This is a genomic window from Monashia sp. NPDC004114 (assembly GCF_053603855.1).
In genome coordinates this window covers 14,112-28,802 of sequence record NZ_JBSGGK010000016.1, presented here as the reverse complement: position 1 = coordinate 28,802, position 14,691 = coordinate 14,112, and the positions used below count along the sequence as shown (strand labels likewise).

Sequence of the window (14,691 nt, the reverse complement as noted above, 5' to 3'; positions counted from 1 at the left end):
GGGGCGGTGTACGCGGACGCCTCGCTGTTCGTGGGGACGATCAACGGGAGTGCGAGCGAAGGCGACTGACGGCGTGCTGGTCCCCGGGCAACGCCTCTCGGAGACCCCGGCGCGATGTGATGCCGAGCTTGGCGAACACCTTCCGCAGATGCCACTCGACCGTTCGGGCACTGATGAAGAGCTCGGCGCCGATCTCGGGATTGGTGCGACCGTCCCGGGCGAGCCGGGCGATGTGCGCCTCCTGCGGGGTGAGGTCGTTCGCCGGGTCGACCACGCGTCTGCGGACTTTCTCGCCCGTGGCGAGCAGCTCACGCCGGGCCTGGGCCGCGAACCCATCGGCGCCCATCCCGTCGAACGCATCGTGCGCGGCGCGCAGCTGGTCACGTGCGTCGACCCGGCGGCGCTCGCGACGAAGCCATTCGCCGTAAAGCAACCGGGTCCGGGCCAGCTCGAGCGAAAGCCTCGTGCGGCTCAGGCGCTGGACGGCCTCTTCGTAGTGCCGCTCGGCGTCGCCGCCCTCGCTGGTCAGCGCGCGTGCGCGGGCTTCGAGGCCCGCGGCCCAGTCGGACCCCTCGACCGCCGAGTATGCCGTCAGCCTCCGTAGCGCGTCGGCGGCGAGGGCATGCCTGCCGGCGCGTGCGGCGGCCTCGACGAGGTCGGGGAGCGCCTGTCCGGTGAACGGACCGAGCTCCTCAGCAGCAGCACGCTCAGCGGCGACGAGCGCCTCGGCGTAATGGCCGAGACCCAGGTGCAGGATCGCCGCGGCACGCTCGGTGATCTGCTGACCGAGACCCTCACCACGGGCGAGTGTCTCATCCGCGACCTCGGCCAGCAGCGGTACGGCCTCGTCGACACGGCCTTGGTATGCCGCGAGGAACAGGGCGCCGTACGAGGCCCTCCGCACCCCCGTCGCCTCCTTGACCGCCTCCTCCTCGACACCCAGGGAGCGAGCCGCCTCGACGTCCCCGCACCACAGGGCCACCACTCGGCGTACGTTCAGCGCGGCGGCCAGCGAAGAAAGCGCGCCGGAGGCCCGGGCGAGCTCGACGTTGCGAGCGCTGAGCGCATCCCAGGCGTCAAGGTCCCAGAGGGCGAGCGCCGCGTTGGCGGCGGGAACACCCCAGTGAAGCCACTGGTCGGGCGAGACCTCGTCGCCGAGGAACGCGTCGACTGCCTTGCGCAGGTCGGGAGCCGCGGCGCTGACCCCCCGAGTGACCATCGTCGCGAGGCCTTCGAGCAGCTGGTCGGCCGGGAGCTGGCCTGTCGCCGCCGGCGGGGCCGTCAGCGCTGCCCGAGACACGTCGAGCAGCTGACCCTCGGCGGTTGCGAGCGGACCTGCAACCAGGGCCGCGCCCCAGGCCTCGAGATAGGTGTTCCGGGCGAGCCTGAGGTCGTGGGACTCGAGACGCCGCGCGGCGCGCAGCAGGTGACCGGGCGCATCGCGGCCGGAGTTCGACGCCCGGTCGAGCTGCCCTTCCAGCAGCTCGACGCGAGCGAGCTGCAGATCGGTCGTCGCGTCGGCCTCGGCCGCCGCCAAAAGCCCTCGCGCGGCGCGGAACGCGCCGGCATCCAGGTGCGCGTGGGCGGCTGCCAGAGCGCGGTCCGCCCGTTGCCCGGGGTCTGCCGTCAGCCCGAACGAACGCTGCAGCAGCGCCGCCGCGGTCGGCACGGCGCCACATGCCTCGGCCCGCTCGGCCGCCTGCTCGAGCTCGGCGGCCAGGGCCTGGTCCGGACCGGTGGCCGCCGCGGCCAGGTGCCAGACCCGGTGCTCGGGGTCCGACCGAGTGTCTGTCGCGGCGGCCAGCGCCAGGTGGGCGTCCCGGCGGTCCTGTGCCGACCCGGCCGCATACGCCGCAGAGCGCACCAGCGGGTGCCGGAACCGCACCGCCGAGCCGATCTCGAGGAGCTCCTCGATCTCAGCCGCGGCCGCAGCGTCTGGTCCGAGCCCGAGCGTGTGCGCCGCCCGCCACACCAGCGTGGCGTCGCCGGTCGGGTCGGCTGCCGCGAGCAGCATCAGCTGTCGCGCGGGGGCTTCCAGCTGCTCTATGCGTCGCCGGTAGTGGTCCTGAAGCTGGGTCGAGGTGGTTCCGACGTTCGGCAACGCGAACCCGCCGAGCAGCTCAGCCCTGCTCATCCCGCGGGAAACCTCAAGCAGCGCAAGGGGATTCCCGCTCGTCTCGGCGATCAGACGGTCACGGATCTGCTCGTCCAGATGGCCCGGGATCGCAGCCGCCAAGAGCTCCCGGGCGTCGTCCGTCGAGAGCCCGCTGACACTGAGCTCCGGGATGCCCGCGAGCACCGGTTCGTCGACTGGCTCCCGGACCGTGAAGAGCAGGAAGACGGACTCGGCTCGCAGGCGGCGGGCGACGAACCCGAGGACCTGGGCGGAGGCTTCGTCGAGCCACTGTGCGTCGTCGACCAGACCCAAGAGTGGCTGTTCGGCGGCGCCGTCGGCCAGCAGGCCCAGGACACCCAAGCCCACGATGAAGCGATCGGGTGGTGTCCCCGTGGTCAGCCCGAAGGCCACGCGCAGGGCGTCGGACTGCGGGGGCGGGAGCGATGCCAGCCCGTCGAGCATGGGGTCGCAGAGCTGCTGGAGTGCGGCGAAGGGAAGGTGCAGCTCCGACTCGACCCCGCCGATCTCCCTGACGGCAAAACCATCGGCCCGGCCGGCGCAGTACCGCAGCAGCGCGCTCTTTCCGATGCCGGCCTCACCACGGATGACCAGCGCCGCGCTCTCGCCGCCCCGGACCCGGTCGAGCGCGACGTCCAGCTCACGACGCTCTAGCGAGCGCCCCAGGAAGACGGGCGCCGGCGATGCTGCCATCTGGCCACACTAGGGGCAACGGCTCACGTTCGCGGCCGGCTCACCGACGTATGCCGCTCGCCCGCGGTCACGCGGTGTGAGCGGTGCCGTTCGCCTGGTTGCTCCGAGCCTCGATGGCCTGGGCAGTGCTCCGTAGCGCCTTCCCGAGGACGCGCTTTCCGCCGATCCCGATGACGAGTCCGAGAAGGCGGCCCTTGAGGTTCTTGCCCTCTCGGACGACGACGACGTCGACATCGGTGGTCCCGTCGGGTCGCCGAGTGAAGGTGTACGTGTGGCCGGACGCGCCACCCCACAGGTTGGAGTCCGTCGTCGTCATGACGACCCGGGCGGGATCGGACCAGTCGTAGAGGAGACGTTCCCAGATGCCCCTCGAGCCCTCGGTGACGTCGGCGCTCGTTGCACCCAGGGCATGGACGACCAGATAGTCATCGGTGCTGTTGGGGAAGAGCTGCCCGCGGCCCGGCCCGAAGTCCGTCAGGCCGGACAGGAACTGCTCGGGGGTCGCGGTCGTGTTCTGGTGCAAGCGGATCGTTGGCATTGTTTCTCCGTCGATGAGTCGTGTGGGTGGTTGCGTTGCCCCGGTAGCGGCACGTACGTGGTGTCGCCACCGGGGGAAGCGTGCAGGGTGCTCAGGAAGGGAGCGGCTCGCCGGCGTGCTCGGCGACCATGTATGCGGCATACCACTTCGGCCAGTTCTCGTCCGCTTCGCCGATGCGGGCCTCGTGCTCGCCATGGGCGGCCGCCGCGCGCCGCAGGGCGCCCTCCAGGTCGGTGGCGGAGGCGTAGGACGTCTCAGTCGGGTCGACTCGACCGGGAAGCCTCGTCGTGACCTCCTGCAGCAGGAAGCCGTTCCCGTCCGGGTCGCTGAAGGTCGCGAAGGACCCGTAGCTGGCTCGCTCGCTCGCCGGCCCTGCAGCCCGCCCGTCTGAGCCCGTGGGCTGGAACTGGGCTCCGGGTGCCTCCGGGTGGAAGACCTCGCTGACCTCGACACCTCGGGCCGCGAGCGAGTCGCGCGCCGCCTGGACGTCGGAGACGACGAGGTAGAGGCCCTGGGCCGAGCCCGGCTCGGCGGAGGTGATCCGGGTGCCGAACTGGATCGAGCTGGGCGAGCCCGGAGGTGTGAACTGGACGACGCGGAACCCGTTGTCGAAGCCGAAGTCCGCATCGAGCCGCCAACCGAGGCTCTCGAAGAACCCCTTCGACCGGTCTGCGTCCGCGACGGGGATGACGACAGCTTCGAGCCTCAGGTCGACGATGCCGGTAGTCGGGCTCGTGGTGGTCTCGTTGGTGGTCTCGTTGGTGGTCGCTGCGGTGTCCATGACTTTCCTCCTTGGGTTGATGCTTTTCCATCACCACTGTGGCGATCCCATCGTGGCGTCACACCAGGGATACACACTGGTCCACCCCCGGGCCACCTGGTGGATAGGCGCAGACTGACTCGGCTGCTCTCAAGGGCCGAGCAACGCTGGCGGGTTCTCGACGAACTCGTGACCTACCCGAACGAGGTGACCGACAGGTCGACGTCGTCGTAGAGCCGCAGCGCGGCGAGCCTCCCGGTGTCCCCGCGTGCGAAGACGCCGAGCGCCGCCTGCGGGGCCAGCTCGACCGTTCCCCAGCCGACGAGGTTGCCTTCCAAGGCGCAGGTCTGCCCGTCGTCGACGACGGCGCACCCGTCCCACCGTATGCCGCCGCTGCGAGTGAGCAGCTGCGCGTGAAAGGCGCGAACGGCGTCTCGGCCATGGCCCTCGTCGCGGGGGCCCGACGGTTGGCGCACGAAGGCGTCAGGTTCGAACGTGTCGACGACGGCGGCAAGGTCGCCTCCCGAGAGCGCCCGAATGTACTCGCCCACGACATCGGCGACGGCAAGGTCGGGGTCGAGCTGCAAGAGTGGCGGCCGGTGCGTCCGCCGGCCGGTCAGTGGTTGGTTGCTGTAGTAGATCCGCAGCTCCCGGAGCCGTGCGTTCGGGGCATGGTCGGCGACGACAGCCACCGGCAGCTCGACCGGGCCTGCCTCGCCGATGAAGTGCAGGACCACCTCCTCGAAGCCGCTGCCTCCGAGAACGACATGGCCGATGTCCTCGACGGACACCTCTTCCCGGCTGAACCATGCCGTCATCTCGCGGACGTAGGACTCGAATGCCCGGACGCCCCTGATCCGCCCCCGAACCGGGTCGTGCACCTCGGGCTCTCCCGCGAAGGAGTCCACCAGCGCGTCGAGCTCTCCAGCCATGAGCCCGGAGAAGAACGGCACCGCAACGAGCTCCTCGCGTCGTCGGCGCCCGCGCAGCCGCTCGAGCGCCGGCGCGCTGAACAGCTCAGGTGCCCACGGCATACGACCAGCGTCCCACGCTCGCGTTCACATCAGGGCCACCATCGGGGCCCGGGTGTTCACACGCGGTCAGGGCTGTCTCGCTCGTCGCCGTCTTCTGGCGCACCGCCGAGATCGGCGCGGGAATCGGGCGCGTTCAGCGGCGGCGAGTCCTCCCGGTCAGCGAAGGCGGCGAGGCGATCACGCGCGGCGTGCTCGACCAGCACCGGAACGTAGTCGCGAACCGGACCCTCGAGCCCTTCGTGTGCAACTCGCACGGCGGCCTCGATGACCTCCAGCGCGACACCGGGGAAGCGCTCACTCAGCCGGGCGACGACTTCCTCGATCGCCCTGGACTCGTGCGCATTCGCGGACTCGCCCAGACGACCAGGCTCGGGCTCGCTCATGACCACAACTGTCGCGGCAACCCGATCGGTCGCACAAGCCCTGGCGCCACCTGCCCGAGGCGGCGCGGGCCCGGCGTCGGGCAGCCGGCTCCTGCCGCGACCCGAACCGCGCCATCCTCTGCGATGGCCGCCTCGACCTCACGTGCTGCGGAGCGCTTCGGTCCGCACCGGCTCGTCGGGCGGCAGCCAGGGCGGCGCCACGGGCCCCTCTGGCCGCTCGTGCAGTGACAGGTCGAGCCAGCCTTCCCGCCGGGCGACGTCGGCTGCGACTGCGAGCATCTGGTGGGTCGTCGGCGAGTCGTCGTCCTTGCGCCAGGCCAGGGACCAGGGGTAGTACGGCTGGACCTCCTCCGGCCAGTACATCGGCAGACCCGCCTCGACGTACTTCTGTGCGTAGCTGAAGAACTCGAGGTAGCGCGACGGTCCGGCGGCTCGGCTGACGTGAGCAAGGCAGTGGCTGAAGGCTCCCGGCGTGCCGAGCCATCGCATGGTGAGTCCGAGATGGTGCTCGAGCGAGGTGAGGTACTGCCCGTGGGCGTTGTACGTGCCTGACTCAGGCGGGTCCCCGAAGACGTCGACGGGACGTTCGTAGAACGACGCGGTGGGCTTGCGCTCGTCGTCCCGCGGCCCGACCAGCACGAGCGGTTCCAGGCGAAGCAGCCGATGACACCAGCCGTCGGGATGGGAGACCAGCATTCGCGGGGTCACTCGGAGGATCGCGACGTCGAGGCGGCGCTCCATCACGGCGTTCAGCTGGGTGATGCTGTCCATGGCGTGCTCGAGCAGCGGCATCTCAGGGTGTGCGCGAGCGAACGCGTCCGCGACGGTCCGGCTCGTCGAGAGCTCGAAGACATGCGCGATCCGCACGCCCCGTGCCTGAGGCGTCTGCTGCATCGTGTCGGCGATGACCAGCAGGCGCCGGGCGTCCTGGTAGAAGCGCTGGCCACGAGGGGTGAGGGCGACATGGCGGCTGTCGCGGACGAGCAGCGGTTCGCCGAGCTGCTCCTCGAGCTTGCGGATCTGTTTGGACAGTGCGGGCTGGCTGATGTAGAGCCGTGCGGCGGCTCGCCCGAAGTGCAGCTCTTCGGCCACGGTCGCGAAGTACCGCACCAGACGCAGGTCCAGGTCCATCCCACCTCTTCTCGGGCGCGTGGCCGCGCCCGTCTCGGTCGTCTCTCGCGCTGTCGTCACGCACGCTACTGACCATGATTCGCGCCGAGAAAGCATTTGGCGGTTATCGATCCGTGCGAATCAGATCTTGGACGGGACCCACCAGGCGGCAGGAGGCTGTGAAGGACGCGCCACCTGGCAGCGGCCCCCCTCGCGAAAGGTTCCACCATGAGTGCTGACGGGCGTCCCGTCGTCTTCATCCACGGCCTGTGGCTCCATGCGACCAGCTGGAGCCCGTGGCTGGACCTGTTCCGTGAGGCGGGCTACGACCCCGTCGCTCCGGGCTGGCCACACGAGGCCGACACGGTCGAGGGGGCTCGGACGGACCCGGATGCTGTGGCGGACCTCGGCATCGACGACGTGACCTCCCACTACGCGGAGCTCATCAAGTCGCTCGACCGTGAGCCGGTGATCATCGGCCACTCGTTCGGCGGGCTGTTCGCCGAGAAGCTGCTGGGGCAGGGGGCCGGCGCCGCCGCGGTGGCGATCGACCCTGCCCAGATCAAGGGTGTCCTTCCGCTCCCGTTGGCGCAGCTCCGGTCGGGGCTTCCGGCGCTGAAGAACCCGGCGAACCTACACAAGGCAATCTCCTTGACGCGCAAGGAGTTCCGCTTCGGATTCGGCAACGCAGTGTCGGAAGAGGAGTCGGACGCGCTCTACGACAAGTGGACCATCCCGTCACCCGCCCGCCCGCTGTTCCAGGCGGCGGCAGCGAACTTCGTCATGCACTCCGAGGCCAAGGTCGACACCGGCAACGTGGACCGAGGTCCCTTGCTGCTCGTCTCGGGCACGGCCGACCACACCGTCCCGGATGTCGTCACCCGCTCGACGCTCAAGCAGTACCGGGACTCGACGGCCGTCACGGAGCTGCGCCAGTTCGAGGGCCGAGGGCACTCCTTGACCATCGACAGCGGGTCGCACGAGGTGGCCACGGCAGTCCTCGCCTGGCTGGCCGACAAGGGACTCTGAGCTCGTGGACCTCGGGCTCGCCGGGCAGGTCGCGATCGTCACCGGCGCGAGCAAGGGCATCGGGCTTGCCGTCACACGGGTCCTGCTCGACGAGGGCGTCGCGGTCGTCATCGCCGGCGCCCGGACCTCGACACCGGAGCTGGCCGAGCTGACCCGATCCGGGCGCGTCGAGTTCGTGGCCGCCGACCTGGGCTCGCCGGACGGGCCAGCCCACCTCATCGACGCGGCGGCCGGCCGGGGCCGGCTCGACATCCTCGTCAACAACGTCGGCGCCGTGACGCCACGCCCCGATGGCTTCCGGTCCGTGACCGACGACCAGTGGGTCACGGCATTCACCCTCAACGTCATGTCAGCCGTGCGCACGACGCGCGCGGCACTCCCGATGATGCTCGCCGCCGGCCGCGGGTCGATCGTCACGACGAGCTCGGTCAACGCGTTCCTTCCCGACCCCGCGGTAGTCGACTACAGCGCTGCCAAAGCGGCACTGTCCAACTTCTGCAAGGCCCTGTCCAAGGAAGTCGGGCCCCAGGGCATCCGAGTCAATACGGTCAGCCCTGGTCCGGTCGCCACCGATCTCTGGCTCGGCCCGGACGGGGTCGCAGCGTCCCTCGCGGCACGAAGCGGCGCCGACCCTGCACACATCGCGGCTGACGCGGCGGCCGCGTCGGTGACGGGCCGCTTCACCGAACCTGTCGAGATCGCCCGCCTCGTCGCGTTCCTCGCCGGCGACGCCGCGGCCAACATCACCGGCGCCGACGTCACCATCGACGGCGGCCTCGTCGCCACTCTCTGACCGGTCTGCTCGAGGAGAACCCATGTCCCACAAGTCGATCCGTATGCCGTCCGCTGACCGCACACGTCGAAGGAGCCGCGCGCTCGCCCTCGTCGCCGCCACCGTCGCAGCCCTCGTGACGCTCGTCGGCCTCACCCCGCAGACCTCGGCCCAGGCCAGCCCGCAGCGGCCCACGATCGTGCTCGTCCACGGCGCGTTCTCTGCGCCCTCGGCCTGGAGCGAGGTCACCGCCGGACTGCAGAAGGACGGCTACACGACTGTGACACCTGCGCTCCCACTCACCGGCGTCGGTGACGACGTCGCGACCGTCCGCGCGGCGCTGAACGCGATCCCCGGACCGAAGCTCCTCGTCGGCCACTCGTATGGCGGGTTCGTCGTGTCCGACGCCGCGGCGGGGCGCGCTGACGTGACGGGGCTGGTCTACACCGCAGCCTTCGTCCCGGACGAGGGCGAGAGCATCGCCGGACTCGGTGTCGGCTACGCACCGGCCGCATTCCTGGCCCCCGGCCACCTGATCGTCGACCAGTTCTCGTTCGCGACGATCAACCCGGCCAACTTCCGAGACGACTTCGCCCAGGACCTCAACCCGAAGCTCGCCGGGTCCATGGCGGCCGCCCAGACCCCGACGAGCCTCGGCATCCTCTTCACGCCGTCTGGCCCGGTGGCGTGGCGCGACCTGCCGTCGTGGTACGCCGTGTCGGCCGCCGATCGGGTCATCGACCCGGCGCTCCAGCGGGACATGGCAGCCCGGGCCGGCTCGACCGTCGTGACGTTCGATGACGCCAGCCACGCCGGCGGCTTCACCCACTACTCGACGAGGTTCGTCAAGCTGATCGAACAGGCGGCCTCGGCTGGCTGAGTAGGCAGTGCCCAGCGCCGGCGCCGGTCCATCCGGTTCCGGCGCTGCGTCATGCCCGCTGCCCTGACGTCGTCACGTGGGGTGCCGTCGGAGCGGTGGGTTCCGGTTCACGCTCCGCGACGATCTCGCCCCCAGGGGGTTGACCAGGGTTCATCCCTGGTGCGACGCGCTCGTGACATGGCGAAAGTCGGTGGTGGTGGAGCACTCACCACAAGCAGGAAGCGGCGAGCACCACCGCAACCACCACCGCTACAACAACCAACCAGCCGACCAGCACAGCCTGGAACGGAAAGGAACCGGAAATGTCCCTGTCAGAACAGCTCAGCCGCCTGGCCGAGCGCACCAAGGAACTGGAACAGCACGCATCGGACGCCCGGACGAAGGCCCGGGCCGACCTCGAGCACGAGGTTGCGAAGGCCGAAGCAACGTCGAAGAAGAACGCTGAGGCGCTGCGTGAGTCCGTGGCCGCCACCGAGGCCGAGGTCTCCGCGTGGTGGACGGACGTGAGTCGTGCGTGGGACGAGAACCTCACCACGATGCGCAAGCGCATCAAGGAGCAGTCCGCCAAGCGCGACCTCGAAGCCGCCCAGCTGGACGCGGACGAGGCCGCGGCATACGCGTCGTACGTCATCGACTACACGTACGCCGCCGTCGAGGAGGCCGACTACGCCGTCCTCCAGGCAACCCTGGCCCGCATGGAGGCCGACGATCTCGCTGCCCAGCTGCAGCACAACTGAAGGAAAGAAGGGATACCCATGATCGTCACCAGCCCAGTCACCGAGCTCCGCACCTGGACGCGCGGCCAGATCGAGGCCGTCAGCAAGGGGTGGTGGGTGCTGCTGACCACGGGAGTGGTCGGCATCGTCGCCGGCGCCATCGTCGTGTTCACGCAGTGGACCGTGGACAGCCTGGTCGTCTTCGTCGGGACGGTCCTGATCGTTCGCGGCATCTTCACGATGTTCAGCATCCCGGTCGACGGGTCGCTGCGCACCTGGTCCATCGTGCTCGGGATCGTCGAGGCGTTCGTCGGCGTCGGCGTGTTCATCTGGCCCGGCCCGGCCCTGCTCGTGGTCGCCTTCTCGATCGGATGGCTGCTGCTGTTCCGCGGCACGATGGCCATCGTCGGCTCGGTAGGCAGCCGCAGCGTGCTGCCGTACTGGGGCCTGATCCTGGTCGCCGGCATCCTCGAGGTCGTCGTCGCGCTGTACCTGTTGACGCGTCCCGACATCACGCTCCTGGCGGCGGTGTTCGCGATCGGCTTCTCGGCGATGCTCTACGGCGTGCTGGAGATCGCGGTCTCGCTCGTCGTCAAGAGCCTGCCCCAGAGGTTCGACGAGCTCACCGGCACCGTCGACGAGAGCGACTCGCGCAAGCAGCTTGCGCCGGTCAGCTGACCCGGTTCGTGTCCTCTGTGGCGCGGGTCGGAGGGGGCGGGGTGTGCACCTAGGCCACCCCGCCCCGGTCCGCGTCCATGCCGCGTCCGACCTCCGTGTTCGCCCAGTTCTCCGGTCGGGTCACTGGGTCGACCGCGCGGCCTGCTCGATGACGCTGGTCACGGCAGGCGACCTGGAGATCATGCTGAGGTGGCCGGCCTTGACACGCGTGATCCTGGCTGCGGCCCGTGTGGCCATGAACTCCTGGGCGGTCGGTGTGATGATCTGGTCCTCGGTTCCGAGGACGTACCGGGACGGGATCGTCTTCCAGGCGGGAGGCCCGCTTGGCACTGTGCCCGCACTGAACGCGATCGGCCGCTGGGCGGCATACAGTGCATTCGCCTCTCGGGACGGCACGCCCGAGGCGAACGAGGTGATGAACAGGTCGTGCTCGAGGTAGAGGTCGACGTCCCCGGCCGGGGCGCCCGGGTAGGGCACGAAGTCGAAGACGGTGTCAGGTGGCGCGTTCAGCGCCGAGCCCTCGCCGACCAGCGGGAACACCGTTTCGCCCCCGTCGGGCGCGAAGGCGTCGACGTAGACGAGCGCCTTGACGTTGGCGTTGCCGGTCGCAGCATTCGTGATGACAGCCCCGCCATAGGAGTGGCCGACCAGCACGATGGGTCCGGTGAGCGTGGACAGGAAGTCCGCAATAGTGGCGGAGTCGCTCAGCAGGTTGCGTAGCGAGTTCACCCCTGCGCTGTTCTCGCGTGGGTGGTCGCCCACTCGAGCGCGTAGTCAGCGACCTGCTCCCAGCCGGGCTCGACGCCGGTGAAGTGTGAGCGTTCCGGGAACTCGTAGGTGTCGGTGAGTGCCTCGGAGTTGCGGTACTTCTTCGCGTTCGAGCGGATCACCGACGGCGGCATCAGGTGGTCCTTGCCGCCTGAGATGAACAGCAGCGGAGCCCGGTCGTCCAGGTCGTAGTCGACCCAGGTCTCCTGGTGCCCCGGCTTCCAGTTGGCGATCAGTCCGTATGCCCACACCCAGCTGCCCGGTGCCGGGATGTGGAGGAGGTCGTATGCCGCGTCGGACTCTTCGCGACTGATCGTGTTGGCGAACGCGTAGTGGAACTGCTCCTTGGTGAACCCGACCGCGCGATGCCGGTTGGCTGGGTTGTGCAGGATCGGGAAGAGGGACTTGATCTGGGACGGCGGGTTGACCCTTACGCCCTCGGGTGGGGCCGAGTCGATCGTCACGGCGGCGGCGCCCAGGCCCCGGTTGACGAGCAGCTGGGTGAAGGTCCCGCCGAACGAGTGGCCCATGATGATCGGCGGTCGATCCAGGCTCTCGATGACCTCGCTGAGATGGTCGAGGGTCGCCGGGACGGTTGCCTCGGCGATGATCTCGGGCTTCTCGCGCAGCGCCTCGACCTCGATCTCGAATCCCGGGTACGCCGGCACGAGGACCTCGTGTCCCTTCGCCCGGTACCGCTCCGCCCACCGGTCCCAGCTGCGGGGCGTCATCCAGAGCCCGTGGATCAGCACGATCGGCAGGACGTTGGTCGTCGGCTCACTCATGATTACTCCTTCCGAGGCGGCTGAATCCATGCTGGGACTCTGCTGACAGCGGGCGCAACCCCCAGCGGGCGGGTCGCCGACGCGGACCTGGGTCACCGACGCGGATCTGGGTCACCGACCCGTGAGCGCTGCGACGTCGCTGAGCCGATCGAGCGCTCGTGAGACCCGCGTCGGCCCTTCAGGTGCTGCGGTCCCGAGGCCCACCTGGGCGTGAGCGGCGACCACGCTCCTTGCACAGTCGGCTGAGGCCATGCCCAGCACGAAGTCTGGCGGACGGTTCAGGTCGTCCTGGCTACTCGTGGGGCCAGGGCGTCCACGCGTGCCGCCAGCTCGTCGTATGCCGCTTCGAACGCCGCGTCGGCATCGACCACGACGGGGTCCGGGACTGACCAGTGCGCCCACCCGAGCTCGCCCAGCTCCTCGTGGGCTCGGTCGCACACCGTGACGACCAGGTCGCCTTCTCGGATCTCTTGGGACAGGAGCCGGGGTGCGACCTCCGGAACCTTCAGCCCGTGCCGCGCCGCGACGGCGACCGCACGCGGGTTGACTCGCTCGCCGGGGTGGGTTCCCGCGGACGCCACCCGGACCCGGCTCGCGCGCCGCCACAAGGCGGCCGCGAGGTGCGATCGCGCCGTGTTGGCCGTGCACACAAACAACACCCGCCTCGCGGCCGCAGCGGCATCCGTCATCCCGGCGCCATCGAGCGACGTGGTCTCCCGCACGAGGGACAGGTAGGTGCGTCGCGCGTCTCCCTCGGACCGTCGACGCTGGACCAGCCCGGCCCGTTCGAGGACGTTGAGGTGGTGGGCGAGCAGGTTGGACGGGATCCCGAGGGCAGCGCCCACCTCGGACGCCGAGACATCGCCGACCTTGAGCAGCTCGACAATCCGCAGCCGGGTCACGTCACCCAGGGCGGCATGCGCCTCAGCGCGCCGCACTAGCTCTCGCATTTGCTCAGTATCCATTGAGTCAAGTTTGACTGACCTGCTATGTCAGCGTCAATATGGGGCCGTGAGCACCCTCGCCCAGCCGCCCTTGACCCGCCGCCTGCTCGCCGAGCTCATCGGCACAGCGCTACTCGTCACGGTCGTCGTCGGATCGGGCATCGCTGCCCAGCAGCTGTCGCCGGGCAACACCGGTCTCCAGCTCCTGGAGAACAGCACCGCCACCGTGCTCGGGCTGACCGTGCTGATCCTGCTGTTCGGCCCGATCTCGGGCGCGCACTTCAACCCCGTCGTCTCGCTCGCCGACTGGTTCCTGGGCCGGACCACCAGCCGTGGTCTGAGCCTTCCGGACGTAGGCCTGTATGCCGTGGCCCAGGTTGTCGGGGGCATCCTCGGGTGCATCCTGGCGAACTTGATGTTCGAGGTCGGCACCTCGGTCTCGACGAAGGACCGCAGCTCCGCTGGGCACCTGCTCGCCGAGGTCGTGGCCACCACGTTCCTGGTGGCCCTGATCTTCGCCCTGGCCCGATCGGGCCGCGCGGTGGTCGCCGCTCCGGCTGTCGGTGCCTACATCGGCGCCGCGTACTGGTTCACCAGCTCGACCTCCTTCGCCAACCCCGCCGTCACCGTCGGCCGCATCTTCTCCGACACCTTCGCCGGGATCGCCCCCGGATCGGCCGCCGCGTTCATCGCGGCCCAGCTCGTCGGGCTCGTCGTCGGCGTTGTGGTGACCCTCGGGCTCTACCCGGACGCGAGCCGGGCCGCGGACAACGTCGTCCTGCCGCACACCGTCGGTGCGGCCGAGAGCCTCAGCGAAAGGAGTCCCTCATGACCATCACCGGCAAGGACCCGTACGTCGCGATCGTCGACGACCTGTCCTACGCGTACGAGGGAGTGTTCTCCCACGAGAGCGTCGCGGCGGCGGTGAACGCAGCCAGGGACATCCTGGAACCGGTCTCGAGGATCCCGACGTTCCTGCCGATCCTCGTTGCCAAGCAGGCGCGCGAGCAGCTCATGGCGGCCGCGCAGGCCCAGGGCCGGATCGCCAAGACCGTGCCGGAGCTGCTGTTCGTGTGCGTCCACAACGCAGGCCGGTCCCAGCTCGCCGCGGCCCTGGCGGAGCACCTTTCGGCGCATCGGGTCCACGTCCGTTCGGCCGGGTCAGCCCCAGCCGACGAGGTGAACCCGCTCGTCATCGACGTGCTCGCCGAGCGCGGGATCTCGCTGCAGACGCCGTACCCGAAACCCTTGTCCGACAACGTTGTCGGCGCCGCGGACGTCATCGTGACGATGGGCTGCGGCGACGCCTGTCCGATCTACCCCGGCAAACGCTACGAGGACTGGAAGGTCGCGGACCCAGCCGGGCAACCCATCGTGGTCGTCCGGGAGATCCGCGACGACATCCAGGCCCGCGTGACCACTCTGCTGCGCGAGATCCTCGACTGACACCCATCCTCTCCCACCAAC

The 14,691-nt window shown here is 69.8% G+C and carries 16 protein-coding genes; 7 read left to right on the top strand and 9 right to left on the bottom strand.

The annotated features are described in order from the left end of the window. Positions 1 to 40: 40 nt before the first annotated feature. The 6 genes from ACWEOW_RS18675 to ACWEOW_RS18650 form a co-directional block, all read right to left on the bottom strand. The gene (locus ACWEOW_RS18675) at positions 41 to 2,827 is read right to left on the bottom strand and encodes an AAA family ATPase (protein ID WP_452270736.1); all 2,787 of its coding nucleotides are present in this window, start codon (positions 2,825 to 2,827) and stop codon (positions 41 to 43) included. Positions 2,828 to 2,894: 67 nt separating this feature from the next. Further along, positions 2,895 to 3,365 carry a hypothetical protein gene (locus ACWEOW_RS18670; protein WP_452270735.1) on the bottom strand — a complete coding sequence of 157 codons (471 nt, stop codon included), beginning with the start codon at positions 3,363 to 3,365 and terminating at the stop codon, positions 2,895 to 2,897. A gap of 91 nt (positions 3,366 to 3,456) precedes the next feature. Beyond that, positions 3,457 to 4,146 carry a VOC family protein gene (locus ACWEOW_RS18665; RefSeq protein ID WP_452270734.1) on the bottom strand — a complete coding sequence of 230 codons (690 nt, stop codon included), beginning with the start codon at positions 4,144 to 4,146 and terminating at the stop codon, positions 3,457 to 3,459. A 173-nt stretch (positions 4,147 to 4,319) separates the two neighbouring features. Next, entirely contained in the window at positions 4,320 to 5,159 is an 840-nt protein-coding gene (locus tag ACWEOW_RS18660; protein WP_452270733.1) for a nuclear transport factor 2 family protein, read from the bottom strand. Between the two features lie 56 nt (positions 5,160 to 5,215). Continuing rightward, the gene (locus ACWEOW_RS18655; RefSeq protein WP_452270732.1) at positions 5,216 to 5,542 is read right to left on the bottom strand and encodes a three-helix bundle dimerization domain-containing protein; all 327 of its coding nucleotides are present in this window, start codon (positions 5,540 to 5,542) and stop codon (positions 5,216 to 5,218) included. Positions 5,543 to 5,680: 138 nt separating this feature from the next. Next, positions 5,681 to 6,673 (bottom strand): LysR family transcriptional regulator, encoded by a 993-nt coding sequence (locus tag ACWEOW_RS18650; protein ID WP_452270731.1) that lies wholly within the window; start codon positions 6,671 to 6,673, stop codon positions 5,681 to 5,683. A 207-nt stretch (positions 6,674 to 6,880) separates the two neighbouring features. Here ACWEOW_RS18650 and ACWEOW_RS18645 point away from each other — a divergent pair, with 207 nt between their 5' ends. From ACWEOW_RS18645 to ACWEOW_RS18625, 5 genes are all read left to right on the top strand, one after another. Beyond that, a complete protein-coding gene (locus ACWEOW_RS18645; RefSeq protein ID WP_452270730.1) occupies positions 6,881 to 7,681 on the top strand; it encodes an alpha/beta hydrolase in 801 nt (266 codons plus the stop codon). 4 nt (positions 7,682 to 7,685) lie between these two features. Next, on the top strand, positions 7,686 to 8,474 hold the full coding sequence (locus tag ACWEOW_RS18640) for an SDR family NAD(P)-dependent oxidoreductase (RefSeq protein ID WP_452270729.1): 789 nt from the start codon (positions 7,686 to 7,688) through the stop codon (positions 8,472 to 8,474). Between the two features lie 22 nt (positions 8,475 to 8,496). After that, positions 8,497 to 9,333 carry an alpha/beta hydrolase gene (locus ACWEOW_RS18635; protein ID WP_452270728.1) on the top strand — a complete coding sequence of 279 codons (837 nt, stop codon included), beginning with the start codon at positions 8,497 to 8,499 and terminating at the stop codon, positions 9,331 to 9,333. A gap of 302 nt (positions 9,334 to 9,635) precedes the next feature. Continuing rightward, complete coding sequence (locus ACWEOW_RS18630) at positions 9,636 to 10,070, top strand: hypothetical protein (protein WP_452270727.1); 435 nt, start codon at positions 9,636 to 9,638, stop codon at positions 10,068 to 10,070. An 18-nt stretch (positions 10,071 to 10,088) separates the two neighbouring features. Then, positions 10,089 to 10,727: an HdeD family acid-resistance protein gene (locus tag ACWEOW_RS18625; RefSeq protein ID WP_452270726.1), complete on the top strand. Its 639-nt coding sequence runs from the start codon at positions 10,089 to 10,091 to the stop codon at positions 10,725 to 10,727. Between the two features lie 120 nt (positions 10,728 to 10,847). Here ACWEOW_RS18625 and ACWEOW_RS18620 read toward each other — a convergent pair whose 3' ends face one another. The 3 genes from ACWEOW_RS18620 to ACWEOW_RS18610 all read right to left on the bottom strand — a co-directional run bounded on the left by ACWEOW_RS18620 (position 10,848) and on the right by ACWEOW_RS18610 (position 13,230). After that, a complete protein-coding gene (locus tag ACWEOW_RS18620) occupies positions 10,848 to 11,456 on the bottom strand; it encodes an alpha/beta hydrolase (RefSeq protein ID WP_452270725.1) in 609 nt (202 codons plus the stop codon). After that, a complete protein-coding gene (locus ACWEOW_RS18615; protein ID WP_452270724.1) occupies positions 11,453 to 12,280 on the bottom strand; it encodes an alpha/beta hydrolase in 828 nt (275 codons plus the stop codon). The genes ACWEOW_RS18620 and ACWEOW_RS18615 overlap by 4 nt, the downstream gene beginning before the upstream one ends. 278 nt (positions 12,281 to 12,558) lie before the next feature. Continuing rightward, positions 12,559 to 13,230: an arsenate reductase/protein-tyrosine-phosphatase family protein gene (locus ACWEOW_RS18610; RefSeq protein ID WP_452270723.1), complete on the bottom strand. Its 672-nt coding sequence runs from the start codon at positions 13,228 to 13,230 to the stop codon at positions 12,559 to 12,561. A 61-nt stretch (positions 13,231 to 13,291) separates the two neighbouring features. Here ACWEOW_RS18610 and ACWEOW_RS18605 point away from each other — a divergent pair, with 61 nt between their 5' ends. Together ACWEOW_RS18605 and ACWEOW_RS18600 are read left to right on the top strand one after the other, a co-directional pair. Then, on the top strand, positions 13,292 to 14,056 hold the full coding sequence (locus ACWEOW_RS18605) for an aquaporin (protein ID WP_452270722.1): 765 nt from the start codon (positions 13,292 to 13,294) through the stop codon (positions 14,054 to 14,056). Continuing rightward, positions 14,053 to 14,670, top strand: coding sequence for an arsenate reductase ArsC (locus tag ACWEOW_RS18600; RefSeq protein ID WP_452270721.1), 618 nt, complete (start codon positions 14,053 to 14,055; stop codon positions 14,668 to 14,670). Before ACWEOW_RS18605 ends, ACWEOW_RS18600 begins: the two co-directional genes overlap by 4 nt. Positions 14,671 to 14,691: the final 21 nt, after the last annotated feature.